This window comes from Picosynechococcus sp. PCC 7002 (assembly GCF_963860125.1).
In the GTDB taxonomy this organism is placed as follows: domain Bacteria; phylum Cyanobacteriota; class Cyanobacteriia; order Cyanobacteriales; family MRBY01; genus MRBY01.
In genome coordinates this window covers 2,027,411-2,052,952 of sequence record NZ_CAWLFA010000001.1, presented here as the reverse complement: position 1 = coordinate 2,052,952, position 25,542 = coordinate 2,027,411, and the positions used below count along the sequence as shown (strand labels likewise).

General features: G+C 49.9%; 24 protein-coding genes. 6 read left to right on the top strand and 18 right to left on the bottom strand.

From position 1 onward, the window contains the following. Positions 1-38: 38 nt before the first annotated feature. The 3 genes from AACQ84_RS10000 to AACQ84_RS09990 all read right to left on the bottom strand — a co-directional run bounded on the left by AACQ84_RS10000 (position 39) and on the right by AACQ84_RS09990 (position 2,663). Complete coding sequence (locus tag AACQ84_RS10000; RefSeq protein ID WP_012307579.1) at positions 39-593, bottom strand: late competence development ComFB family protein; 555 nt, start codon at positions 591-593, stop codon at positions 39-41. A gap of 258 nt (positions 594-851) precedes the next feature. Next, positions 852-1,817, bottom strand: coding sequence for a quinolinate synthase NadA (nadA, locus tag AACQ84_RS09995; RefSeq protein WP_012307578.1), 966 nt, complete (start codon positions 1,815-1,817; stop codon positions 852-854). Positions 1,818-1,892: 75 nt separating this feature from the next. Next, on the bottom strand, positions 1,893-2,663 hold the full coding sequence (locus AACQ84_RS09990) for an ABC transporter permease (RefSeq protein WP_012307577.1): 771 nt from the start codon (positions 2,661-2,663) through the stop codon (positions 1,893-1,895). An 85-nt stretch (positions 2,664-2,748) separates the two neighbouring features. Here AACQ84_RS09990 and AACQ84_RS09985 point away from each other — a divergent pair, with 85 nt between their 5' ends. After that, positions 2,749-3,864: a DegT/DnrJ/EryC1/StrS family aminotransferase gene (locus AACQ84_RS09985; protein ID WP_012307576.1), complete on the top strand. Its 1,116-nt coding sequence runs from the start codon at positions 2,749-2,751 to the stop codon at positions 3,862-3,864. Positions 3,865-3,972: 108 nt separating this feature from the next. Here the strand turns inward: AACQ84_RS09985 and AACQ84_RS09980 are convergent, their stop codons facing one another. The 6 genes from AACQ84_RS09980 to AACQ84_RS09955 all read right to left on the bottom strand — a co-directional run bounded on the left by AACQ84_RS09980 (position 3,973) and on the right by AACQ84_RS09955 (position 13,229). After that, positions 3,973-4,251, bottom strand: coding sequence for an HU family DNA-binding protein (locus tag AACQ84_RS09980; RefSeq protein WP_012307575.1), 279 nt, complete (start codon positions 4,249-4,251; stop codon positions 3,973-3,975). A 266-nt stretch (positions 4,252-4,517) separates the two neighbouring features. After that, positions 4,518-5,639, bottom strand: a complete 1,122-nt coding sequence (locus tag AACQ84_RS09975; RefSeq protein ID WP_012307574.1) for an AI-2E family transporter — start codon at positions 5,637-5,639, stop codon at positions 4,518-4,520. 136 nt (positions 5,640-5,775) lie between these two features. Next, complete coding sequence (locus tag AACQ84_RS09970; RefSeq protein WP_049761623.1) at positions 5,776-7,977, bottom strand: amino acid permease; 2,202 nt, start codon at positions 7,975-7,977, stop codon at positions 5,776-5,778. A 195-nt stretch (positions 7,978-8,172) separates the two neighbouring features. Next, positions 8,173-10,374: a photosystem I core protein PsaB gene (gene psaB / locus AACQ84_RS09965; protein ID WP_012307572.1), complete on the bottom strand. Its 2,202-nt coding sequence runs from the start codon at positions 10,372-10,374 to the stop codon at positions 8,173-8,175. Positions 10,375-10,548: 174 nt separating this feature from the next. After that, positions 10,549-12,768, bottom strand: coding sequence for a photosystem I core protein PsaA (psaA, locus tag AACQ84_RS09960; RefSeq protein ID WP_012307571.1), 2,220 nt, complete (start codon positions 12,766-12,768; stop codon positions 10,549-10,551). Between the two features lie 302 nt (positions 12,769-13,070). Further along, on the bottom strand, positions 13,071-13,229 hold the full coding sequence (locus AACQ84_RS09955; protein ID WP_156785473.1) for a hypothetical protein: 159 nt from the start codon (positions 13,227-13,229) through the stop codon (positions 13,071-13,073). Between the two features lie 157 nt (positions 13,230-13,386). Here AACQ84_RS09955 and rpsB point away from each other — a divergent pair, with 157 nt between their 5' ends. After that, the gene (rpsB, locus tag AACQ84_RS09950; RefSeq protein ID WP_012307569.1) at positions 13,387-14,157 is read left to right on the top strand and encodes a 30S ribosomal protein S2; all 771 of its coding nucleotides are present in this window, start codon (positions 13,387-13,389) and stop codon (positions 14,155-14,157) included. Between the two features lie 49 nt (positions 14,158-14,206). Next, positions 14,207-14,863: a translation elongation factor Ts gene (gene tsf, locus AACQ84_RS09945; protein WP_012307568.1), complete on the top strand. Its 657-nt coding sequence runs from the start codon at positions 14,207-14,209 to the stop codon at positions 14,861-14,863. Between the two features lie 75 nt (positions 14,864-14,938). Here the strand turns inward: tsf and queG are convergent, their stop codons facing one another. Next, the gene (gene queG, locus AACQ84_RS09940) at positions 14,939-15,883 is read right to left on the bottom strand and encodes a tRNA epoxyqueuosine(34) reductase QueG (protein ID WP_012307567.1); all 945 of its coding nucleotides are present in this window, start codon (positions 15,881-15,883) and stop codon (positions 14,939-14,941) included. Positions 15,884-15,919: 36 nt separating this feature from the next. Further along, positions 15,920-16,630 (bottom strand): response regulator transcription factor, encoded by a 711-nt coding sequence (locus AACQ84_RS09935; RefSeq protein WP_041443558.1) that lies wholly within the window; start codon positions 16,628-16,630, stop codon positions 15,920-15,922. 84 nt (positions 16,631-16,714) lie between these two features. Between AACQ84_RS09935 and AACQ84_RS09930 the strand changes: the two genes are divergently transcribed. Continuing rightward, positions 16,715-17,254 carry a cofactor assembly of complex C subunit B gene (locus tag AACQ84_RS09930; protein ID WP_041443913.1) on the top strand — a complete coding sequence of 180 codons (540 nt, stop codon included), beginning with the start codon at positions 16,715-16,717 and terminating at the stop codon, positions 17,252-17,254. 168 nt (positions 17,255-17,422) lie between these two features. Here the strand turns inward: AACQ84_RS09930 and AACQ84_RS09925 are convergent, their stop codons facing one another. Next, positions 17,423-17,752, bottom strand: a complete 330-nt coding sequence (locus AACQ84_RS09925) for a DUF3155 domain-containing protein (RefSeq protein WP_030006452.1) — start codon at positions 17,750-17,752, stop codon at positions 17,423-17,425. A gap of 279 nt (positions 17,753-18,031) precedes the next feature. Here AACQ84_RS09925 and AACQ84_RS09920 point away from each other — a divergent pair, with 279 nt between their 5' ends. Next, positions 18,032-19,348 (top strand): sensor histidine kinase, encoded by a 1,317-nt coding sequence (locus AACQ84_RS09920; protein ID WP_012307564.1) that lies wholly within the window; start codon positions 18,032-18,034, stop codon positions 19,346-19,348. A 113-nt stretch (positions 19,349-19,461) separates the two neighbouring features. Next, positions 19,462-20,235: an HAD family hydrolase gene (locus AACQ84_RS09915; protein WP_012307563.1), complete on the top strand. Its 774-nt coding sequence runs from the start codon at positions 19,462-19,464 to the stop codon at positions 20,233-20,235. Here AACQ84_RS09915 and AACQ84_RS09910 read toward each other — a convergent pair. The 6 genes from AACQ84_RS09910 to AACQ84_RS09885 all read right to left on the bottom strand — a co-directional run bounded on the left by AACQ84_RS09910 (position 20,181) and on the right by AACQ84_RS09885 (position 25,466). After that, entirely contained in the window at positions 20,181-21,362 is a 1,182-nt protein-coding gene (locus AACQ84_RS09910) for an esterase-like activity of phytase family protein (protein ID WP_012307562.1), read from the bottom strand. The two genes, AACQ84_RS09915 and AACQ84_RS09910, sit on opposite strands and share 55 nt — an antisense overlap. A gap of 94 nt (positions 21,363-21,456) precedes the next feature. Next, positions 21,457-22,347 carry a hypothetical protein gene (locus tag AACQ84_RS09905; RefSeq protein WP_012307561.1) on the bottom strand — a complete coding sequence of 297 codons (891 nt, stop codon included), beginning with the start codon at positions 22,345-22,347 and terminating at the stop codon, positions 21,457-21,459. A gap of 58 nt (positions 22,348-22,405) precedes the next feature. Then, positions 22,406-22,924, bottom strand: a complete 519-nt coding sequence (locus AACQ84_RS09900) for a hypothetical protein (protein WP_041443911.1) — start codon at positions 22,922-22,924, stop codon at positions 22,406-22,408. Between the two features lie 90 nt (positions 22,925-23,014). Beyond that, the gene (locus AACQ84_RS09895) at positions 23,015-24,226 is read right to left on the bottom strand and encodes an FAD-dependent hydroxylase (protein ID WP_012307559.1); all 1,212 of its coding nucleotides are present in this window, start codon (positions 24,224-24,226) and stop codon (positions 23,015-23,017) included. Between the two features lie 88 nt (positions 24,227-24,314). Continuing rightward, positions 24,315-24,779, bottom strand: coding sequence for an NADAR family protein (locus tag AACQ84_RS09890; RefSeq protein ID WP_012307558.1), 465 nt, complete (start codon positions 24,777-24,779; stop codon positions 24,315-24,317). A gap of 30 nt (positions 24,780-24,809) precedes the next feature. Next, complete coding sequence (locus AACQ84_RS09885) at positions 24,810-25,466, bottom strand: YdcF family protein (RefSeq protein WP_012307557.1); 657 nt, start codon at positions 25,464-25,466, stop codon at positions 24,810-24,812. Positions 25,467-25,542 lie beyond the last annotated feature (76 nt).

Genomic DNA, 25,542 nt, shown 5'->3' with positions numbered 1-25,542 from the left:
AAGTTCCAGCCCCTAGCTCTAAGTGTCAGCCCCTAGTCCTAGGAAAACACATTCTCTTCCTGTTCAAAGCCCGGTGCATAGCCTTCCAGGAGCTTACTGACCTGGGCTAACATGCTCTTGTCTTGGTTCGGAGAGGTGATCGCCTGGCGCTCAGGGAAAAAGTCCGGTCGGTCTAGATAGCGAGACAGGGCTGCATCCACCTGTTCATTAATTAAACCCTGCAATTCCTCACGGGCCTTTTGACGCTGATAATTCGCTCTCTCTTCCGTCGTTGCGTAGAGCGGCGGCAAACGGTTTAGGGCATAGGCCGCAATATCCCCCACATCCAAACTTTGGGTGCTACTCGCCTCGATCTCAGCGACCCGGGCAATGGAGCGGCTAATGACTAGCTCCTCCATGACATTGATGAATTGTTTCCGGGGGACAGCAATCACTTCCCCCGTGAGCAAAGCCCCCATGAGGCGATCTAGCGCCATATATTCCTCAATGGAAAGCTCAGAGGACATATCGCAAATGCGTCCAACTTCCGCTTCCATGCTCGGGGTGAGATAGCCGTCTTTTAGGGCTTGTTCAACAATTTGATCAATACTCATAGGTTTCTTGGAAAATTCCGGGACAAGGGGGCCAATCACTTCACTATCTTTGCGTAAAAATCGGGGAAAAACCACGATTCTCTAAGAAAGTACATCCCATTACTATCATTCCAATTTATAGCAAGGGAATGGGCAATCTTTTTGCTTGACTTACACAGATTTACAAATGTTTTACTTCCCAGATAGGGAATGTAATTTACTCTAAAGGATTTTTGTCAATTTGCTACCGTCTATTTTGCCGCGACTAACGCCTTTGTTCTAGACACTCATCTCTAGCATTTTCTGAATCGGTTTCAAGGCAGCCGTCGCAATGTCGGGGCTAAGAGTGATTTCCGGCGCTTTATGTTTCATGGCCAAATAGAGTTTTTCTAGGGTGTTGAGGCGCATATGGGGGCATTCATTGCAGGCACAGTTACTGGTGGAAGGAGCCGGAATAAAAGTTTTACCGGGGCTGGCTTTTTCCATTTGATGGATGATGCCCGGTTCGGTGGCGACAATGAAAGTCTGGCTGGCACTCTCTTGGGAGCGCTTTAGTAGGGCGGTCGTGGAGCCGATAAAGTCAGCATGGTTTAACACAGGGGTTTCGCATTCAGGGTGAGCGAGCACCTCCGCATCGGGATGTTCAAGTTTGAGTTCGATGATACGTTTTTCAGAAAAAGTCTCGTGGACGATGCAACTACCCTGCCAGAGGAGGAGATCCCGTCCGGTTTGTTCACTCACGTAACGACCGAGGTTTTTATCGGGGGCAAAAATGATCGGTTGGTCGGCGGGAATTTGGTTGACGATTTTGACGGCATTGGAGCTGGTGCAGATGATGTCGCTCATCGCTTTGATCTCGGCGGTGCAGTTGATATAGGAGATGACGATGTGGTCTGGGTGCTTGGCTTTAAATTGGGCAAATTCGGCGGGGGGACAACTGTCGGCGAGGGAACAACCGGCATCGAGATCGGGCAGGAGCACAAGTTTATTGGGGTTAAGGATTTTTGCGGTTTCTGCCATGAAATGTACCCCAGCGAAGACAATCACTTCGGCATCGGTTTGGGCGGCTTGGCGGGCTAATCCCAGGGAATCACCAATGTAGTCGGCAATGTCTTGGATATCGTTTTCTTGGTAGTAGTGGGCGAGAATGATGGCGTTGAGGTCTTGTTTGAGATCGGCGATCGCCCCAAAGAGGTCTTGGGGAATGGCAGGCGTTGTCGGACGGGCAGCGGCAGCAGCAAACATGGTCGTTTTTCCGTGAGAGATAGATCGCAACAAATGTGGAAACTCAGTCTAGCAAGGATTGGCGAGGAGCAAAACTTAGAGGGTGAGCTGGGCAGTGGGGTTAAAAAATTGTCGATAAAGGCCCTCAGTCACCAGGGAAGTACAGATGAGGTTAATGGTCACAATCAAAAAGAGAATCAAAATTTGATAGGAGGCAGCATTAAGCGGATCAATGCCCGATAAGACTTGCCCCGTAAACATCCCCGGCAAACTCACTAAACCTACTACCATCATAGAATTGATCGTCGGGATTAGGCTGGCGCGGATCGCTTCGGTACGGTAGCTGGCGATCGCCTGTTTGGGGGTTGCGCCGAGACAAAGCTGGGTTTCGATTTCCAAACGACTGGTTTTAATCCGACTGCTGAGCCGTTCTCCCGCCAAGGAAGCACTATTCATCGCGTTCCCCAAGACCATCCCTGCCAACGGAATCAAATATTGGGGGTCATACCAAGTCTCCGGCTGCACAATTACCAATAGGGTATACGCCAACGGCACACTGAAACTGATAAAAATTGATCCCCAGATCAATGGCAATTCAACCCGATCGTTAATCCGATTTTTCGCGGCGATCGCCGCAATGGTTAACATCACCAAAACAATCCCTAACACCGCCAATGGGTGCGCCAAGGCAAAGACCATTTCCAGGGCATAGCCCACCACCAACAATTGCAAAATTGTCCGTCCCGTTGCGAGTAAAAGCTGCCCCTCTAGCCCCAACTTTTGCCACCGGGCCAGGGCGATCGCCAAGGCAATTAGTCCCAACGCCCAGCCCAAATCTCCCGGATCTAAGGCAATAAATTCACCCATGCGCTTTTTTTTTTCACTCCCATAACCTATAACATTTATATTTACGCTTTTATGCGAATTCCTACCCAAAAAATCACCGTCACCCATGAGCCAAATTCCTCCTGTTGATCTAGGGCGCCAGTATGCAACCATTGCCGATGAAACCAATGCCGCCGTCTTGGAAGTGCTCAGTTCCGGTCGCTATATCGGGGGGACAGCAGTAAGCGAATTCGAAAAACATTTTGCCGCTTATCACCAGGTTGACTCTGCCATCGGCTGCAACTCCGGCACCGATGCCCTTTATCTGGCCCTAAAAGCCCTTGGGATTGGCGTTGGCGATGAAGTGATCACCTCTACTTTTACTTTTATCGCCACCGCTGAAGCCATTGCCATGTGTGGCGCAACCCCTGTCTTTGTTGATATTACCGCTGCAACCTTCAACCTCGACCTCGATCAACTAGAAGCGGCCATTACTCCCCGTACCAAGGCCGTGATTCCCGTCCATCTCTTTGGACAGCCTGTGGATATGACCCGTCTTGGGGAAATTGCCCAAAAACATGACCTGTTTATCGTTGAAGATTGTGCCCAGGCCACGGGAGCAAAATGGGGCGATCGCCAAGTGGGAGCCTGGGGAGATGCTGGCTGTTTTAGCTTTTTTCCGACGAAAAATTTAGGCGGTTGTGGCGATGGTGGTGCTGTGACGACCAACAATCCCACCCTCCACGAACAGATCAAAATGCTCCGGGAGCATGGTTCTAAAGTTCGCTATCAACATGAAGTGCTGGGGGTAAATAGTCGGTTAGATGCAGTGCAAGCCACAATTCTCGCCGTTAAATTGCGTCACCTCGACCTTTGGAATCAACAACGTCAGGCGATCGCCCACCGTTACCATGAATTGCTGGCTGGGATCGAAGGCATTCAACTCCCCCAAGCAACCCCTGGCGGTACCCATGTCTGGAACCAATACACGATCCTCGTTCAAGCCGGCGATCGCGATACCCTCCGTAGCCAGCTACAAGCCGAGGGCATCATTGCGATGGTGTACTATCCCAAACCCCTACATCTCCAGCCCGTGTTTGCAACCTTTGGCTACCAATCCGGAGCATTTCCCATTGCTGAGCAATGTTCTCACCAGGTGCTGTCTTTGCCTATGTTCCCCGACCTCAGCATCCCAGAACAAGAACAAGTGGCCACAACCCTCAAGCGTTTATTGGCGGCTTAACAACGCGATAATACTGAACAGTCAAAAAATAAAAAAGCCCAGAGAGTCAACGTTGTGACCATCTAAGCCTCCGTACACATTTTTAGTTTGTCCGACCAAAGCCAACTTCTATTTAGGGGCAACCATTTCCTTAAACTGTTTACCAGCAGAAAATGCGGGCACTGTGGTTGCTGGAATTTGCATTTTTTCGTTGGTCTTAGGGTTGCGACCTTCTCTCGCTTTGCGGTGGCGGGGTTCAAAGGAGCCAAAACCGACGAGGGTTACTTTGTCACCATTGGCAACGGTTTCCATGATTGCCTCTACGGTGGCACTAATCACAGAATCTGCCTGCTTTTTGCTGATACCAGCTTTCTCAGCGACTAAATCGACTAATTCGCCTTTATTCATTAAAAATCTCCTGAATTTTAGATATTGTGAGAAGTATAGGTAAAAAAACCAGGCAAAACAAGAATCCCAGAAGAGATATTTTGCACTGTTGCGGGTCAAACTTATCTTGTTGCAAGGTTTTCCTGCATTATTCTAAGCGTTCTTTGCTCAATATGGATCGCTGAAAGCATTAATTTACATAGATTTCAACAATTTTTCCGTTTCAAAACTTTAAAAACAGAACAAGGGAGAGCAAATTTGTCAGAGAACGCCAAAATAATTGCTACCTAGACTTGATTTTTCTCAGATTTATGGCTGTCGGCCAGGGATGGAGTCGCCGTTAAAGTGAGGGACACGGGTAATGGTTTTGTTTTGAGGTAAAGATTATCGAGCAGTACAGCGGCTCCCGCAACCCAGGGTGGCACAATCACCGCGCCTAAAATTCCCAGCACCTGGGCCCCTCCCAAAACCGCCAGCAACTGATAAAGCGGGTTCACTTTGACCGAAGAACCGACTAATAACGGATCTAATACATAGGTTTCGAGGTTTTGGATCAAGGTAAAAAGCAGTAGGACGGATAAAAATGTCCATCCTCCCTGGGCGATCGCCACAATCAAAGCCGGCACAGCACCTAGCACAGGCCCAAAAAACGGAATTAAATTTGTCACCGCCGCGATCACCCCCAAACCGAGGGCTAATTCTGAAATCCCCAGCAGCCTTAGGCCAATGGTAATGACAATGCCGAGAATCCCCGAAACCACAATCCGACCCTGAATATAACTTCCCATCCGCTCGCTCATGGGCTGTACCTGTTCCAGAAGTTGTTCATCCCAGGGAGCCGGAAAAAGACTGACAAAGCCTTTAATTAATTTGTCAGAACCAGACAGCATATAACCAGAGAGCATAAACGCCAGAATCAAGCTTAAAATGCCCCCAATGACCCCTCGCGTAATGCCGTAGGAACGAATCAACAGCTCTTGGGAAGAACGAAAAGCCCAGGCTGTCAACGCTTGCAAATCAAAAAGACGGTTCAATTGTTCTAAAACTTGTGGCTCTGTCATGCCCAAGCGCACGGCCCAGGATTGAACCAAAACCCCAACAATTTCTAAATATAGGGGTAGCTTCCGGATCAACTTTTGAATTTGATCAACTACCGTGGGGCCAATGAGTAAAACTACCCCCGTGAGAATTGAGATTAAGCCGAGGTACACACCGATCACTGCCAGCCAACGGGGCACCCGGAAAGATTCAGCGATGGTAATCACTGGTGCAAGGGTCGCTGCAATGACGACGGCAATCATGAGCACAACCAGTAAACTACGTAATTGCCAGAGTAAAAATAGCAATAGCACTGCCCCGACAATCAACAGCAGCGTTGAAAAAGATATTGTAATTTTCCGCTCAGACATACTGAATTTTGCTATTGGTCAGAATTGTTCCCATTGTCAGGGCAAAGTTGCTTGAATGTCACACAAAAGCTATTTTTCTTTCGAGAATATGTCGTTAATACGCGACTAGACGAGAGACGACTGGTTTTTGAGAGATTTAAGTGCTCACTTTTCGGGGCGCACCCACCACTTCTGCAAAGGCAAAATCGGGGGCGGCGAGAACAAACACGGTGCTTGGTAGGTTCTGGGCCCGCTGGGAAAGGCTTTTGTAATAATCCTGGAAATTGGCGGGCTCGTGGGGGCGGGCCATGCCAAGGAAAACAAGATCTGCACTCGCAGAGGATTGGTACAGGATATCTTCAAAGGAGCGATCGCCAGCGATAATAACCATTGGTTCTGCTTTGATGCGGGCACTACTAATCAGGGACTCCAGGTTTAAACGGGCGGCCTGGGCGGCTGTGGCATCCTGTACCACCAGCTTGAGGTAAATCTGGGCACTGCGCCACCGGATATCGGTACGGAGCAAATAAGCCAGCATCAACATTAAGCCGCCATTGCTCTGAACCCCGCCCCACCAGATGTCAATTCGTTTTTTACGACCAAAAACCCGCTCTGGATTTTCATGGAAGATAATAATATTGCGTTGGGCAATGTGAACCTGCTGCAAAAGATGACAGTAGGCAGCAAATCGTTCGGGTGATTCTGTACTGCCCAGCAAAACCGTGTTGGGGGTTAAATCGCCTAGGCCATAGGTTTCAATTAAATTTAAGGCGCCAACAAAGGGATCATCGGCGGTACTGAGACGTACCAAGGCTTTTACACCCCGTTTTGCCAAGTAATCGCGGATTGTGGTTTCCATTTTCACCTGTTGACCAGGGTCGCGGGAGCCTTCGGGGAGCACTGTGGCCACCGTCATCAAGGCCCGATTGTGACTAAAACCATCTGCTAGTTCGATTAAAGACCAACGTTTTCGGGGTGCCCCAGAAAGCACCAGGAGGTGAGGCCGCCAGTTTTTGCTATCTTCGGCTCCCGCCACTTGATAAATCGCTTTACTAATCAGGGCCATCCACAGGCCACGCCGAACATCTCCCCAGGTGACTTGGAGTTCCCGCCGCTGTAGCCAAAAGTAAATGATCGTCACGATCAAAGCGGCAACGACCGTGGCGATCGCATTGATTAAAAACATCACCCCAAGGCAGCCCACAGCCCCCAACAGAGAAAGCGCCCAGTGCACCCGGAAGGTCGGTCGGAAGGAAGGACTTTGGAGGAGAGTTTCAATACCGGCAGAAATATTGAGGACAAGATAAGTGGTCAAGAAAAACATCGTCAACACCGGCGCAATGATGTTGAGATCACCAATACAAACAGCGGCGATCGCCACCCCCAAAGTGACAATGGTGCCAATACGCGGCTCATCCTCCGACCCACTACCAGATCCCAGAAAACCTAACCATGGCGGCAACACGCCATCCCGGGCGAGGGCTTGTAAAACCCTAGGGGCACCGAGGATACTCCCAATTGCGCTACTGAGCGTTGCTCCCCAGACCCCCAATAAAATCGCTGGCCCCCAAACAGACAAGCGTTGCATCACCAGGGGATCCTCAATGAGACTGGCTGTATCTCCCCGTTGGGCCAACAGCAACGGAATGAGCATATAGATCACATAGCCAGTACCCACGGCAGCCAGAGTACCAATGGGAATTGCTTTAATCGGATCCTTGAGATCACCGGACATATTTACGCCAGACATAATCCCCGTAACTGCCGGAAAAAATACTGCGAAAACTGTCCAAAAGGGGACTGTCACCTCAGCGCTAGAACCCCATAGGAGAATATCTCCAGCTTCGGGCAAGGGGCGACCCAGCACCAGGGAAAAAAGAGAAAGGGCGATCGCCGCCATGATGAAGTACTGGGCTTTAATGGCAATGCTGGCGGAAGTGAGGGCTAAAATTCCCACTAAAATTGTCACAATCAAAGCCACATAAAGCTGATTTAAGCCACCAAAAACCTGGACAACACTCTCCGCAAAACCAATGGTGTATAGGGCCACCGAAAAGGCCTGGGCGAAATACAACGGGATTCCCACCGCCCCGCCGGTTTCGAGTCCCAAAGAGCGACTAATCATGTAGTAAGCGCCCCCCACACGAACCACCTTATCCGTGGCGATCGCACAGATCGAAAGGGCCGTTAAAAAGGTAATGGCATTGGCGAGGGTAACAATGGCGAGGGAGCCTAACAATCCTGCATTACCCACAACCCAACCAAACCGGAGATACATGATCACCCCAAGGATGGTCAAAATAGAAGGGGTGTAGACCCCCCCAAACATTCCTAACCCAGATTTTTTCTCACTCGCCATAAAAATTCTAAGCTTGCCAAGTTTGTGTCCAGCATAGCGTTATTTTTTCCTTCCTTTGTGCAGAAACAAACTATTTCCGCCTTTTCTAGGATATTTGGCCCATTGTTCTAGGGTTTTTTTCATCGCAAAGCAAAAACCCCCTGCCGAAAAGACAAGGGGTGAGATTTTAGCAGGTTAATTTTCAGAAGAACTTAATCAACCAAACTTACCTGACGTCGAGGCAATCAGGAAGGCCGCGTAGGTGAGGACGTAACCCACCGTGAAGTGAGCGAGACCAACCAAACGAGCCTGAACGATGGATAGCGCAACGGGCTTGTCCTTCCAACGAACAATGTTCGCCAGGGGAGTGCGCTCGTGGGCCCAAACGATAGTTTCGATCAGCTCTTGCCAGTAACCACGCCAAGAGATGAGGAACATGAAACCAGTTGCCCAAACAAGGTGTCCGAAGAGGAACATCCAAGCCCAGACGGAGAGATTGTTTACACCGTAGGGGTTGTAGCCGTTGATCAACTGTGCGGAGTTCGCCCAGAGGTAGTCACGGAACCAGCCCATCAGGTAGGTGGAGTTTTCGTTGAACTGAGCAACGTTACCTTGCCAAATGCCGAGGTGCTTCCAGTGCCAGTAGAAGGTCAACCAGCCCAGGGTGTTCAGCATCCAGAACATTGCGAGGTAGAAGGCATCCCAAGCGGAGATATCACAAGTACCGCCACGACCGGGGCCATCACAGGGGAAGCTGTAGCCGAAGTCTTTCTTATCGGGCATTAGCTTAGAACCACGGGCATCCAACGCACCTTTCACAAGAATGAGAGTGGTGGTGTGAAGACCGAGGGCGATCGCGTGGTGAACGAGGAAGTCACCAGGACCAATGTTGAGGAAGAGAGAGTTAGAACCGCTGTTGATGGCATCTAACCAGCCGGGAAGATAAGCCGCACTTGCATTGGAAGCGATGCTATCAGCGTTGGAAAGAAGTACATCAAAGCCGTAGAGTGCTTTACCAGAAGCCGCTTGGACAAACTGAGCAAAGACAGGTTCGATGAGGATTTGCTTTTCAGGGGTACCGAAGGCAACTACTACATCGTTGTGGACATAGAGTCCGAGGGTGTGGAAACCGAGGAAGAGAGATACCCAGCTGAGGTGAGAGATCAGGGCTTCCTTGTGCTCCAACATGCGATAAAGAACATTGTCTTTGTTCGCTTCGGGATCGTAGTCACGGACGAAGAAAATCGCACCGTGGGCAAACGCACCGACCATCAAGAAACCAGCGATGTACTGGTGGTGGGTGTACAGTGCTGCCTGGGTAGTGTAATCCTTGGCGATGAACGCATAGGAAGGCAGAGAGTACATGTGCTGTGCAACCAAGGAGGTGATTACACCCAAGGATGCAAGCGCCAGACCCAACTGGAAGTGGAGGGAGTTGTTAACGGTATCGTAAAGACCTTTGTGGCCGGCACCAAGCTTACCCGAGGGGGGCTGGTGGGCATTGAGGATCTCTTTGATGCTGTGACCAATCCCGAACTTGGTGCGATACATGTGACCCGCGATGATAAACAGCACGGCGATCGCCAAGTGGTGGTGGGCAATATCAGTCAACCAGAGAGACTCCGTTTGGGGGTGGAAACCACCAAGGAAGGTCAGAATCGCAGTACCTGCACCTTGGGATGTGCCAAACACATGACCCGCAGTATCAGGGTTTTGCGCATACACACCCCAGTTCCCAGTGAAGAAGGGCATCAAACCAGCGGGGTGAGGCTTCACAGAAAGGAAGTTATCCCAGCCAACATGAACACCGCGAGACTCAGGAATTGCAACGTGTACCAGGTGACCTGTCCAAGCCAAAGAACTGACACCAAACAAACCAGCTAAGTGGTGGTTGAGGCGAGATTCAGCATCCTTGAACCACGCAAGACTAGGACGGAACTTGGGTTGCAAGTGCAGCCAGCCTGCGAACAAAAACAGAGAAGAGAGGATCAGAAGGAATACTGCGCCTTGGTAGAGGTCAGCATTGGTGGTCATCCCAATGGTGTAGAACCAATGGTAAACCCCAGAATATGCAATGTTTACAGGGTTAGAAGCGCCCGCTTGGGTAAAGGCATCAATTGCGCCTTGACCAAAGTGGGGATCCCAGATCGCATGGGCGATGGGACGGACGTTCAGGGGATCTTTGATCCACTGCTCGAAATTGCCTTGCCAAGCAACGTGGAAGAGGGTGCCGGAAGTCCACAGGAAGATGATTGCGAGGTGACCGAAGTGGGAAGCAAAGATCTTTTGGTAAAGATTCTCCTCAGTCATCCCGTCGTGGGTCTCGAAATCATGTGCTGTAGCGATTCCGTACCAAATCCGACGCGTAGTGGGATCTTGAGCAAGGTCTTGGCTAAATTTTGGAAATTTAGTTGCCATAACTATGCTTGAGGTTCTCCTCGTTAAACAAATGAGGGTGAGGTCTTCAAATGTAACCTCTGTATTTTCCCGCAGGGAAAGATACTAGGAGCCAATTGGGAGGGAAGGTGAATCGAGTGAAATACAACTCTTACAACTCCCCCTGAAATTGGCGATCGGTAAACCATTTCAGAGTTAACCGATGGACAAGCTTCTCGCTAGGAAGAAGGCCCAGGTTGTCACGATCCCACCGAGGAGATAGTGAGCAACACCAACCGCACGACCTTGAACGATGCTCAAAGCACGGGGTTGAATTGCAGGAGCCAACTTGAGCTTATTGTGTGCCCAAACGATGGACTCGATGAGTTCTTGCCAATAGCCACGTCCACTGAAGAGGAACATGAGACTGAAGGCAAACACAAAGTGACCCGCCAGGAACATGATGCCGTAAGCCGACAGTGCAGAACCGTAGGAGTTGATCACCTGAGAAGACTGTGCCCAGAGGAAGTCACGGAGCCAGCCGTTAATGGTAATTGCGCTTGTGGCAAAGTTACCACCAGTGACGTGGGATACGCTACCGTCTGGGAGGATTGTGCCCCAAACATCGGATTGCATCTTCCAGCTAAAGTGGAAAATCACGATGGAGAGGGAGTTGTACATCCAGAACAAGCCAAGGAAGACATGGTCCCAACCAGAAACTTGGCAAGTACCACCACGACCAGGACCGTCACAGGGGAAGCGGAAGCCCAGTTGACCCTTATCGGGTACGAGACGGGAGCTGCGGGAATAGAGAAGACCCTTCAGCAGAATAAGTACAGTGACGTGGATGGTAAACGCATGGATATGGTGAACCATGAAGTCAGCAGTACCGAGGGTGATGGGCATTAGGGCAACTTTGTTGCCGATTGCCACTACGTCACCACCGAAAACTTGACTCGCAGAGGCGATCGCATTGGGAGCGGTGCCACCGGGAGCAAGGGTATGGATGTTTTGAATCCACTGCGCGAAGATAGGCTGCAACTGAATCGCAGAATCAGAGAACATATCTTGGGGACGACCCAACGCACGCATGGTGTCATTGTGAATGTAGAGGCCAAAGCTGTGGAAGCCAAGGAAAATACAAACCCAGTTGAGGTGAGAAATAATCGCGTCACGGTGACGAATTACGCGGTCTAAGAGGTTGTTAACGTTCTTAGCGGGATCGTAATCGCGAACCATGAAAATTGCGCCGTGGGCACCAGCACCAACAATGAGGAAGCCGCCAATCCAAGTGTGGTGAGTGAACAGAGACAGCTGGGTGCCGTAATCTGTTGCCATGTAAGGATAGGGAGGCATGGAGTACATGTGGTGCGCGATGACGATGGTTAAAGAACCAAGCAGCGCGAGGTTAACCGCCAATTGAGCGTGCCAAGAGGTGGTTAGAATTTCGTAAAGACCTTTGTGACCTTCGCCAGTGAAAGGGCCTTTGTGGGCTTCGAGGATCTCTTTCATGCTGTGGCCAATACCGAAACCAGTCCGGTACATGTGACCTGCGATGATGAAGAGAACAGCGATCGCCAAATGGTGGTGAGCCACATCAGAAAGCCAGAGGCTACCAGTAGTGGGATTCAAGCCACCCTTAAAGGTTAAGAAATCAGAGTATGCAGCCCAATCTAAAGTAAAGAAAGGCTTCAGACCCTGGGCAAAGCTGGGATACAGTTCCGCCATTACCGAAGCATCAAAGAACTCGTGGGGTAAAGGAATATCCTTTGCAGCCACACCAGAATCTAGGAGCTTGTTTACCGGTAGGGAAACGTGGATCAAGTGGCCAGTCCAGCCCAAAGAACCACAACCTAACAATACGGATAGGTGGTGATTCATCATGGCTTCAGCATTCTGGAACCATTCCAGTTTCGGAGCTGCTTTATGGTAGTGGAACCAACCGGCAAACACCATTAGGGCTGCCATAACAAGACCGCCAATGGCAGTCACATAGAGCTGATAAGAGTTGGTAAAACCAGCAGCACGCCAGAGGTAAAACAGACCAGAGGTAATTTGAATACCGCTGAAGCCGCCACCGACGTCTCCGTTCAGAATGCCTTGACCCACAACGGGCCAAACCACTTGTGCACTTGGCTTAATAACAGTGGGGTTATTTAACCAAGCTTCATAGTTAGAAAATTTTGCGCCATGGAAGTACATGCCGCTGAGCCAAACAAAGACTACAGCAAGGTGACCGAAGTGGGCGCTAAAGATTTTGCGCGAAATATCTTCGAGATCACTTGTTTGGCTATCGAAATCATGTGCATCAGCATGGAGGTTCCAAATCCAGGTGGTGGTTTTTGGACCCCGTGCCAGAGTTCGGTCAAAGTGACCCGGTTTGCCCCACTTCTCAAAGGAAGTTGGTACCGGATCCTTATCAACCTTTACTGCCATGAGGATTCTCCTCTCTAGACAATCGACGTAATAAAGGTTCTATCTAAATAGATGTATTCAAATAGATAAGCTGTGAGCGAATCACCAGCTTGCAAGGTTTCCAGTGATTTAGGACTGCTCTAAAACCCATTGGGCAAAAAGCATTGATGTAAATGATAGGGCCTACTTTCCAAGGATGTTGGGGGACATTAACAATATTTAAAACTCCCTGAAATCATTACGGCACAATGGCTGAAATCAATTGAATTCCGCCGAAAAACTGAAAACTCAAACGGTTTTTTGTAACAAAAAGCAATGTAACGTTACCTTTCATTATGGGAAGTTCTCTGGCGATCGCCCCCAGGAACGACGGCCATGATTCCAAGGGTGCCCCTTCGTTTTCCACAAAACCCAATATAAAAACCAAGGCTAAATGAAATAATGGTTGTTGGCGATCGCCTTAAGTCGTTTTTGTCACGCATCCCAAACCTGTTCTCCGTAGACCTCTCCCCTCAAATGCGGAGCTATGCTACCCTGATAAGGTTGTTTAAAACTCGCACATCTGGGATTCTTTCGGGTGTTTCGCACAGATGAAATGTCCCCAGATGAAGGTTTAACCCGAAAAGGAGTAAACAGAATATGCCCGTTGTATCTCTCGCTGAGCTACTAGAATCTGGTGTCCACTTTGGGCACCAAACCCGCCGCTGGAACCCCAGAATGGCACCTTACATCTACACATCCCGTAACGGTGTCCACATCATTGACCTGGTTCAAACTGCGCAACTCGTTGAACAAGCCTACACCTACATGAAGGAAGCTTCCGAAAACGGTAAGCACGTCCTTTTCGTCGGCACCAAACGTCAGGCCGCTGGCATCATTGCCCAAGAAGCAAAACGCTGTGGCGCTTTCTACATCAACCAGCGTTGGCTGGGGGGAATGCTCACCAACTGGGAAACTATTAAAACCCGTGTTGAGCGCCTCAAAGAATTAGAAGCCCTCGAAGAAAGCGGTAACCTTGCTCGCCGTCCGAAAAAAGAAGCCTCCATGCTTCGTCGCGAACTGGACAAGCTGCAAAAATACCTCGGCGGCATTAAGAATATGCGCAAAATCCCTGACATTGTGGTGATCATTGACCAACGTCGGGAGCACAATGCCATCCAAGAATGCCAAAAATTAGGGATTCCCATCGTTTCTCTCCTAGATACCAACTGCGATCCCCAAACCGTTGATTTGCCAATTCCGGCCAACGACGATGCAATTCGTTCCATTAAATTGATTGTGGGTAAATTGGCCGATGCAATTTATGCCGGTCGCCACGGTCAGCCCGTTGATGATAACGGTGACTACGGAGACTTCGATGAAGCAATCGATGAGTACGCCGATGAGACCGATGCATCTGAGTCTGAATAAGCGTAATATCTTCTTGAATTGACCTGATAATTTTTTGGTGAACAGCAACATGGCACAAATTTCTGCAAAGCTTGTCAAGGAACTGCGCGATAAAACTGGCGCAGGGATGATGGATTGCAAAAAAGCGCTTGGTGAAACCAATGGGGACATCACTAAAGCGATTGAGTGGCTCCGTCAGAAAGGGATTACCTCTGCTGAGAAAAAAGCAGGTCGGGTAGCAGCCGAAGGACTGATCGAAAGCTATATTCACACCGGTGGTGGCATTGGTGTTCTCGTAGAAGTGAACTGCGAAACGGATTTCGTTGCCCGTGGTGATATCTTCAAAGATCTGGCCAAAGGGATTGCGATGCAAATCGCTGCTTGTCCTAATGTTCAGTATGTGAAAGTCGATGACATTCCGACTGAAATTGCCGACAAAGAGCGCGAAATTGAAATGGGTCGCGATGACCTGGCCGGTAAACCCGATAATATCAAAGAAAAGATTGTTGAAGGCCGCATTGCTAAGCGCCTCAAAGAGCTTTCTTTGATGGATCAGCCCTACATCCGTGATCAGAATATGACGGTTGAAGAGCTTGTGAAGCAGTCGATCGCCACCATTGGTGAAAATATCCAAATTCGTCGTTTCCAACGGTTCGTCCTGGGCGAAGGCATTGAGAAAAAAGAAGAAGACTTCGCCGCAGAAGTCGCTGCGCAAATGGGTCAATAGGAACTCTCATTTCTGATTTGATTGTGTGTGCTTAAATATTGTCCCGCCTTCTCCATGTTATGGGGGAGGTTTTTTCTATGGTTGATGGTCAAGGTTTGCCTGGGCATTACGTCGCCACATGGCTGGTTTAATACGCCGCAGCGCCGATCCTGTGAGTCTTTGATCCCATTCTGTTTCGGATAAGGTGGCAAGTTCGGCTAACTTTGGTGCAAGGTGTTTGGGGTAAGGCTGAAAATCTTCAATATTGGTGGGTTGGGCAAAGCGCTGGTTCCAGGGGCAGACATCCTGACAGATATCACAACCTGCCACCCAATTTTGTAGGTGTGGGGCAATGTGAGGGGGCAGTTGTTCGGCTCGATTTTCGATGGTGTGATAGGCGATGCAACGGTTCGCATCAACGGTAAAGGGAGCGGCGATCGCCTCTGTTGGACAAGCCTCGATACAACGGGTACAGGTACCACAATGCTTTGTATGGGGCTGATCCGGCGTCAAAGCTAAAGTGGTGAGGACTTCCCCCAAAAAGACCCAACTACCGTACTCTCTGGTAATGACATTGCTATTTTTGGCAATCCAACCGAGGCCAGCTCGTTCTGCCCAAACCTTATCCTGGACAGGCCCGGTATCCACATAGAAACGGTGGTGTTCCTCCGGAAATTCTTTGGTGAGCCACTGGCAGAAAGCTTTTAGACGTTTGCCTAAGACACGATGGTAATCTCGGCCCCAGCCGTACCGGGAAATCTTACCTACGCCTGGTGCCTCAGAATGGGCATGGGGTGTGTAATAGTTGAGGGCCACACAAATGACCGACTGCACCCCTGGTAAACAGGCTTGGATATCCTGGCGTTTCGGGTTAGCCATCCAGGCCATTTCCGCCTGATACCCGGCCGCCAACCAAGCTTGTAACTGCTGTTGATTGTGAGCATTGTCCACGGTAGCATCGGCAATGCCCACCAAATGAAATCCTAAACTTAGAGCATAATTTTTGACTCGGATAGTCCTATCTGTTTGCAACTGCGACATTTTGAATAATTTGATGAATCTCCGCCAAGGCGCTTTTTAACCGACCAGACCAGAACGAAGGGCACGCACAGCAGCCTGGGTACGGTCATCGGCACAAAGCTTATTGAGAATATTGCGGACATGGGTTTTAACGGTACCCACGGTGATAAATAAATGCTCGGCAATTTCGGAGTTGCTGCAACCATCAACAATCAATTGGAGTACTTCCAATTCTCGATCCGTTAGGGGACAGCTTTCTAGGAGTTGTTGATCTTCTGGGGAAGTCGCTTGAATCGTAACTGTAGAGCCAGAAAGGGGTTCTCCCCCTTGCACTTGATTGAGGACAATGCGGGCGATCGCCGGATCAATCCAACTGTTGCCTGAGTCTGTCGTTTTGACCGCCTCTACCAAGTGATCAAACGTAATATCCTTCATACAATAGGAATCAGCTCCTGCCGCAAAGGCTGCTAAAACAGCGGCATCATCATCCTGCAACGTCAAAATCAAAACCTTTGTTTGCGCCTCGTGGGACTGATCCTTGAGCTTTTCCTGTTTCAAAATTCGGGTCAACTCAATCCCGTCAAGCTCAGGCAAACCAATATCCACAATCGCTAAATCAGGATGAATCTCTTCTAACAAACGCAATCCATCCGCTCCATTGGCCGCCTCTGCTAAAAGTTCAATGTCCGCACATTGTTGTAGAGAAGTTCTTAGCCCGATGCGCGTTAAATCATGATCTTCAATTAGAACAACCCGAATTTTTTTCATGGTTTTCCCGGAGACTTTCCAAAATATAGCATGATCGATATACATTTATATGCAGTGAATCTTCAAGCCCTCCTTGTAAAAACCGTGTTAGAACAATCCGTAATCACCTCGACCCTCCTCCTTACATTGCTCTTGATGGTCGGTCTGTTTTTCTTCATTCGCGCTTCCATCAAAGATCGCACCGAACAAGTAGAGCTATTGGCAAAAGAGCCTGAAGAATCCATCTTTGAGCGTCTCCAAACCTACTTCGAACAGCGAGCCTATCGGATTACCACCGTTGATGGTGTCAATAATATTGTCACCTATGAAGGTTTTGTTCCTCCCAGTGGTTTTATTGCTGTTTTTTTGAGCCTATTAGCAGCCCTCGGTTTAGTTTGTATTGCCCTGGTCTTAGCACTGCTCTATCCCAATATTGGCTTTGCTTTCCTTGGTATTTGTCTCCTGGCTCCCTTGGCAGGTCTCTTTTACTGGCGTAAGGCAGGGAAGGTAGAAAAAGTTATTTTACAGATCACCACACAAACACCGATTACCGAGACTCCCACCCGATTAATTACGGTGACCGCCCACCGGGATGAGTTGATCCAACTGCGTCAGGTGATGCCTTACCAGCTCCATGAAGCTTAGGAAATGTCCCCAACAAAACTAATTGAGCTATCCATTAACACCATGGCAAAAACGCGACAAAAATAGCCCCGACCCGAAAATGGGTGGGACTAGGGAGTATTGAAATTGATAGAAGGGGATTAGAGATCACCTAAACGTTAGGTTAAGTGATATATTTTTGAAGGAACTTTAAGCTTTGCTAGAAACAGTCGCTTTTTCAGATACTTCTTCATCGGCGTTGCTACAAAGCACCCGTAGACTGGGGAATAAAAAGTGATTCTCCTCTACATATTGGGCACCAAATAATCCTTTTTCTGCCCAAAAGTACCGATCAGTGGTATGCTCATTACGCTTAACTACAACGACTGCTGGGGGCATAATCCCATTCGCAGCGATATGCTTGCGGGCTGCAGTCACGGGTTTGTCATCACCGCTTTCGATATTATATTGTGGGACAATCTCTAAAATTTTTCTTCCTTCTTGCCGACGCCGACTCTTGCGTTTACGCTTTCTTGCCAACCCAGTACCTCCTCTTCTTTACTTTTTTAGAACAGCTGTAACAGGAGTTACAGAATGTCGAGCAAAGTATATCGGCTCCATTGAAAAAAATCAAGTGAAAATTGACTGGTTTTCGCGATGGGTTGGATTTTTTGTATTAAGAAATCTACTACAATCCAATGAAGGTAGGCGATCAATCCAAAAGTAAAAAAAGAATTAAGTTTTTTGTCAAAACCCCTGATTTATCAAGGTTTCCTGGGAAATATCCCCTAGGGATTGCGGCTTGGGAGGATGAAATTCATGACGACATTACCGCAACTGTTGCCAGTTAGCCCAGAGTATTTGTCCCTGTGCCAAGGGCAGTTGCAATTGTTAGCCCAAGGCGTTGGGGCAGAGTGGGGGATCGTTTATTTGGCCCAGCCAGATCAAGAGAATCAAGAAATTACGCTCCAACCCATTAGTGCCTTTCCCGATCGTTTGCTGGCGGCGGGGAGGCAGGGATCAACGGAGATGGCAACGATGGTTTCGGATCAAGAGGAATGGCTTGATGTCCCGATGGGCGAGGAAACGGCTGCTTTGCCGGATGACCTTGTGGGTTTGTTGGGGGAACCAGCTCGGGCATTTCCCCTGTGGCATGGTGATTTAATTTTGGGGATTTTAGCGACGGGACGCCGGGATCGGGGTTGGCGATCGCCAGAGGTGACCCAGATTGAATTGATCGCCGAAGGTTTAGTGCTGGCCTGTGTGTTGGATCAGCAAAAGAGTTGGGCCACTGAGCGGCTCACCCAGCAGCAACATCTCCAGGCCCTAGAACAAGAGCATTTCCATGATCTGCTACACCAGCTCCGTAATCCAACAATGGCGATCAGTACCTTCGGTAAGTTGTTGTTGAAGCGGTTACTGCCGACGGAGAAAAATTATCCGGTCGCCGAAGGCATTGTCCGGGAAAGCGATCGCCTGAAAGGATTGCTCACCCAATTTAGTGAAGAGGTGGATCTCTTAACGGCTCAAATTCCCCAGTTGGAGGGAGGGCCAAGTTTAGCTTTACCGCCCAATGGTGAACTGAGTTTTGCCCCAGACCGTTCCCTCTCCGTAGAGCCGTTACCCGTAGCAGAAGTGGTACTTCCCCTCGTCGCTTCCCTAGGGGCGATCGCCACCGAGCGGGGGATCACCTTAAATTATAGGTTGCCAGAACCGTCTCCTTGGGTCTTGGGGAATCACACAGCCCTGATGGAAGTTTTGAATAATCTTTTAGAAAATGCGCTGAAATATACACCGTCCGGGGGACAAGTGTTCTTGCAGGTAGAAGCCCAGGCCCATGAACTCACCATTGCCGTCCATGATACGGGCTACGGTATCCCCCCGGCGGATTTGCCCCATGTCTTTGAACGACATTACCGGGGAGTGCAGGCGGAAAGTGCCATTGAAGGTACTGGGCTGGGGTTGGCGATCGCCGCTGATCTTGTGGGAAAAATGGCCGGAGACATTGAAGTATATAGCCCAACCATTGGCTTACCCCATACCGAAGCTCTCCCCGGTAGCACTTTTATGTTGTGGCTTAAAGTCGCGTCAAATCCTCATCAAGTTACCTCTGCTGAGCTTCCCCAAGGCAATTGATTTGATTATTTGATTTTTGAGATTTAGAATGCTGTTTTTGCATTAAGCAACTTTTCGGTATTGCAGACAATTTCCCAGTACAGTGGGGACGATAAAAATAGTTGAGGTTTTACATGGGACAACTAGAAGCCCTGATTTTTGATGTGGATGGCACCCTAGCCAATACAGAAAAGGATGCCCACCGCGTTGCTTTTAACCGCGCCTTTGCGGATGTCGGTTTGCCCTGGGATTGGTCGGTGGATCTTTACGGTCAGCTCCTGAAGGTGACGGGGGGTAAAGAAAGAATTCGCTTTTACATTGAATCTTGGCAGCCACAAATGCCATCGGTCGGTGATCTGACTGCTTTTATCAAGGATCTCCATGCCCGCAAAACCCAGCATTACTGCGATTTACTGGCCAATGAAGTTTTACCACTGCGCCCTGGCGTTAGACGACTGATCCAAGAAGCACGGGATCAAGGCATTCGTTTGGCGATCGCCACCACCACTACCCCAGCCAATGTCACCGCCCTATTGACCCATTCCCTCGCCCCCGATGCGATGGATTGGTTTGAGGTTATTGCCGCTGGCGACATGGTTCCCCAGAAAAAACCGGCCCCCGATATCTTTTTCTATGCCCTCGAAAAAATGAATCTCCGGGCTGATCAATGCGTTGCCTTTGAGGATTCCGGTAATGGCTGGCTTTCGTCTCGGGATGCCGGCCTCACCACCGTCGTCACAGTGAATAACTACACCGCTAACCAAGATTTTACGGGGGCCGACCTGGTACTCAGTGACCTGGGGGAACCCGATCAACCCTTTACGGTGCTAGCCGGAGAGGTGGGGACTTGGCCTTATTTTGATGTGACTTTAGCCGCCGAATTACTCAAGCGAAAAAGCAAAAGTTGATTTACCTGATCGGTACTGAAATTATCATCGCTGATCAACAGTAAACTTTGGCTGCCATCGGCAAGCCGTGGCCCTAGGGTCATACCTTCTAGGTTATCGAGGCCAATCCCCAACTGTCGCAGATCCAGCAATAGGGTTTTCTGCATGGGGACAACGGTCTCTGGATTTCCGGCGAGGGATTCGATGCGGGCAGTGTCGGTGGCATTACCAATGGTCACCTGGAACAGTTTCGCACCAACCCCCCCAAGGCCATAGCTGCGCTCCAGGCTGAGAAAATAACCTTCCTGGGGGAGGGCAATCATTTCCACGAGGCCATTGGAAAAGGTTCCTTGGGGTGCAGGTTCTAAAGGATAGAGATGCTCGGCGATTAACACAGGCTCGCCGATGGGATTGATGACGTAATGCAGTAGACGGATGGGCGCACCCACATTATCAGAACGCGTGTCTTGATGAAGAGATGATTCTGGAGCGACAAAGATCCGAAAGGGGTCAACGGCGGCTTGGGAAGGGGCAGAAATGGCCAAGGATTCAAATCCTAAATTATTGCGCACACCCCGCTGGCGATCGCCTGTTAGAAAACGTTGGGGAATTCTGAGGGACGTTAATTCACGACCTTCGTGATCAAATTCTTTTACAAACGGGTCAATGGCGGCGTCGGTATCTCCCTCGCTGGAAATAAATAACGTATTGCGGGGCGAGAGCACCAATCCTTCTGGGTCAAGGCTTCCTGGGGCAAAGGTTTCACCGTCAGGGGTGGTTAAAGGCGTCATGCCCTTGAGGTTGAGCTGCTGGATTTGGGGAATGGCTCCGGTTTCGTCGATGTCCAGATCGAAGGTATAAAAGCGGGCCGGGGCAAACTGGGAACGGTCGTCACTCAGGGCATAATAATCACCGGTCTGGGCATCGTAATAGAGAGCCGATAGGCCGCCGACCGTTGTCCCTTGAAACTCTGTTTTGGGTAACCAATATTCGTCTAGAAATTCTACGCTCAGGGGGGCAAAGGTGCGGGGATTGCTTTCTGCCGGGGGCACAACGGGGGCACAACCGATCAGTAAGCTGCCAATCAGACAAAGTTTAATCCATAAAATTTTTGGCGATCGCCACCAGGAATTTTTCGGCTTCATCATGGCTTTTGGCTTTCCCACAACACAACAAAAAAGAGAGGTGATTTTCCTCCCTTAAACTAGCAGATTATCAAAATTTGCCTGGTAATGGCTGGTTTTAGATTTCTCCGTAGGCGCGGTCAATGAGCCGCCGGGCAACGGTTTGGGTGCCTGTGTGTTCGTAATAGTTGGTACTGAGATCCAAGAAGGCCGCCACATAATCGAGCTTGTTATCGGAAACTTCCACAAACCCTTGGATATGATCCATGATTTTTTCGGGGGTCAAACCACGGGCGCTCACAAAGCCGCTCATCCAGCCCTGCATGGAGCTAAAACTGCGGTTAATAAAGGCCAATTTCCCCGCAGGATTCCCCCCTGGCAAGAATTCTCCAACGCGACCAAAGGCCGGATTATTGCTGAGTTCTCCCGCCGAAAGATTATTTAAGGTGCGGTCAATTTTTTGGAGGAAATCTGGCCCCAGGGGAATCAAACCATCCACACAAATCAGGGTCGCAATCCGCATCAATTCTTCGCCACTGTAGTCGGCGATCGCCTTCATGAAATCCCCTAGACTATCCCCCGGAATGCCGTTAATCTGACAAAAACAGGTAATTTCGGCGACCAGCTTTAGACACAAATCAATCGCCTGGGCCTTATCCGCGTTGGGGGTCACTTTCTGCATCAAGCCACCTACCAAAGGGATTTTGTCGCCCACTTTATTCGCCAGGGCCGCCGCCGCCAATGCTTTATCCGCCTGGTCAACGGTTTGGTAGATCCACATCGCCCGCTGATAACCCTGGGATTTGTCGCTGTAGAGGACAATGGCGCGATCGCGCACCGCTTGGATAATTGCCGGATCGGTTTCCCGTGTCACCGCTTTGACCATATTGTCGAAGCCAACAATGTTCGTCCATTCCCCAGGCACCACAAAATCCAGACCATTTAACAGCATGGTCGTGAGATTTTTTTCGGGTAACTGATCCATCAACTCCACAATCGAAGCACTCATGAAAAACCTCCTAATTTAGTCAATAGAAAATTACGGCTGTGGTTTACAAAAAATTGGCCTATAAACTCGCTAAACCCTGTAGATTCACCTTGGCGAGCCAAGCCTTGCGCTCATCGGGGCCAAAACTAGGATCCCGGGACATCACTTTCACTTGATAGCGATCGCCCACTAAAACCGCATGGGCATTTGCTCCCTGGGCCACGAGGGGGAACCCATCAACCGTTTCTTCGGCTTCAGCAAATTTACTGCGGGCAGCGAGATTGGTGGCGGTATCTGAGATGGAAATTTTTGCCATTTCCGTACCGTTGAGGGTTAATTTAATTTCCGCGAAACCTTCTTTTTCTTGGGTAAAGACCCGGTCATAGCCCTCGGTTTTGTCCGCTGGGAAAAATTGATTAAAAGCACTGCCCTTTTGAGGTGTTTGGGCCGTCTCCGTTGCCGGGGTGGTGACTTCAGTATTAGCCCCAGGGTTTGGGTCAGGGGGGGGAACCGGGGCATTGCCACCACAGGCCGTCAGGAACAATAGACTCGCCAGAAGCACAGGGGCGATCGCCCGATAGATAAATTGAAAACGCATGGGATGATTGGGAAATTTACGCTCACTTGGTTTCAATTTTGAACGCAAATTCCCAGAATCTCCCGAAAAATTAATAATCTAGCAAGAAAGTTACGCCAAAATGCGGGGTTGACGGCCCTTTTGTCCGGTCATGAGTTTGAGCGCAAACAGGCGCAGGGGATTAAATTTTGCCATCACAATCAGCCCCAGACGGCGCACCCAGACCACAGGCCAAATGCGGTTGGAAAAAAGGCGGTTGAGGAAATCCGTAAAGCCAAGAATTACCAGATTTTCACGCTTGCGCCACCGTTCATAGCGTTTCAACACAGCCAAACTTCCTAGATCCTGACCCCGTTGCTGGGCTTCGATCAAGGTTTGGGCGAGGGCCGCCGCATCGCGGATGCCTAAATTGAGACCCTGGCCCCCCACCGGGTGGCAACAATGGGCCGCATCTCCCACCAACGCGAGACGATGATCCACATAACGATCGCCTTGCATCAATTGCACCGGAAAGACCTGGCGATCGCCAAGCAATTTTAAGCGACCGAGCTGGGGGCCGGTGTGTTGTTCTAAATATTCTAGGAAAACTTCCGGAGGTAATTCTTTCAGGCGTTGGGCTTCGGCATGGGGATTTGTCCAGACGATTTGACAGCGATTTTCGGTTAGGGGCAAAACTCCCATCGGCCCCGTACCCCAAAACCGTTCAAAGGCGACATCATTGCGGGGGGCGTCATGTTCAACAACGCAGGTGACACAGGATTGCCAATATTTCCAACCCCTCGTTTTAATGCTGGCTCCTTGGCGCACAAGAGAGCGTGGCCCGTCGGCTCCAACTACCAAGGCCCCTTGAATTTTGATCTGCCCCTGGGTTTCGCTAGATAACTCCACGATCGCCTGCTCAGACTCGTAGTGAATGGCGGTGACTTGGGCTGGACAGAACCAGCGGATATTGCCATAGCCCCGCAGAGAAGCCTGGAGAGTTTCAAGAACAACTTGGTGCTGCCCCGAAAACCCAAGAAAATCAGTCTTGAGATCCTGGCGGGAGAATCTAACGACCCCAGAAAAATCTTCGTCCGATAATTGAATATTGCGGTATTTGCCACTACGGGCGGCGATCACCTCCCAAACCCCCAACTCCTGAAAAAGCCGCTGGGAAAGCAGGGACATCGCATAGGCCCGCTGCCGTTGGGTCACCACATCAAGGGGTTGTGCTTCCACGATGGCAATCCGCAGATTTGTCCGTTTGAGGCAGGCCGCGAGGGTGACCCCGACAATACCGCCACCGACAATGATCACATCAAACCCAAGGTGAGATTTTTCCATTACTGAGCGCGAGAAACTAAAGACCGTAGGACGTGGCTTGTCCTAAACAAAAGGTAACATTTTCGCGAGAGAGAAGGCTATGGCGTGACTACCCCTGGCGCAGTTGGCTGCGCACTCGCATTAACACTTTGCCCAGATAATTACGCCCACTGCCATCGGCACCACAGCCCCAGTAATAGTCCACCGGGGAATTTTCAATAATTGCTGCGTCCCCCGTTGCCAGCAAAATTTGGGCAATGTCAGGGTGGGTTTTAAATTTTGTCCAAACCCCTTGCCACATCACGGTTCGTTTAATGTCTTCCCAATCGGGGCGTTTGGGGTGCTGGGGATCGCGGCCTAGGGCGGCGGCAATTTCTGGGGTCGAGGCAGCGCGAATTTTGTCGATGAGATCTTGTTGGTGGGTAGGGAGAAATTTATGGGCCTGGTAAAAATGCTCAACAGTAGGCCAATCTAGGGCTTCGCAGTGGATCGGGTGCAGCGAAAAATTCGAGAAACAGCCATAGGGGTCATGGGCCTTGTAGAAATAAATCGGTTCGGCGGTTGACTCCATCATGACTCCTGTACGCAAGCAAAACCTCAGCTATTATAAATTCTCCTCTGGTCGTCTGGCGCTGGGGGCGATCGCCTGGGTAGGGATCTGAGTCAAGGTTTGCCACTCGCGGCCCGTTTCGCCGGTGACCACCCAGAGGATTGAGCGGAGCCCATCACGGATACATTTCATCGTCGTTTCCGGGGGATTATCCGATGGGACAGGCACTGGTTTAATGGCAATGTCACGGGTGCCGAAAACAATGCTGGCCACGAGCTTGGCGCGGTTCATGTGGTTTTCGGAAGTGATGAGGTAGACGCTATCGATATTTTCTTGTTTAAATTCGTCTACGAGGCTGGTGAAGTTGGTGACGGTGTCTTCGGCCTGGTAATCGAGCTGGAGGCGATCGCCTTCGATTTGATAGTTCGCAAAAATCTGGCGGGCATATTCCGGTGGACTACCGGAGGAAACCCAAACTTTGAGATCCGGATGTTCCTGGGCAAATTGGGCCGCAAACCGCTCCCGTTCTTCGTGGCCCCCAAGGACAAAAATGGCTTTGGCTGGACGTAAAGCGCCTTGGATACGTTGGTAGGCGATCGCCCCACAGGTTAGGCCAATTAGACCCAAAACAAACCAGCGCCGTCGGCAAAACGTTGTTTGCTGCTGTCGGGGCGCTCGCGGTCGCGCCACTTTTCTAGGAGAAATAGCCATGCCAAGGGAAAAAGAGGAAGCGAAACATCGCCAATTATAGGCAATGGGTAGAAAAATTTACGGGGAGCATAGCCCC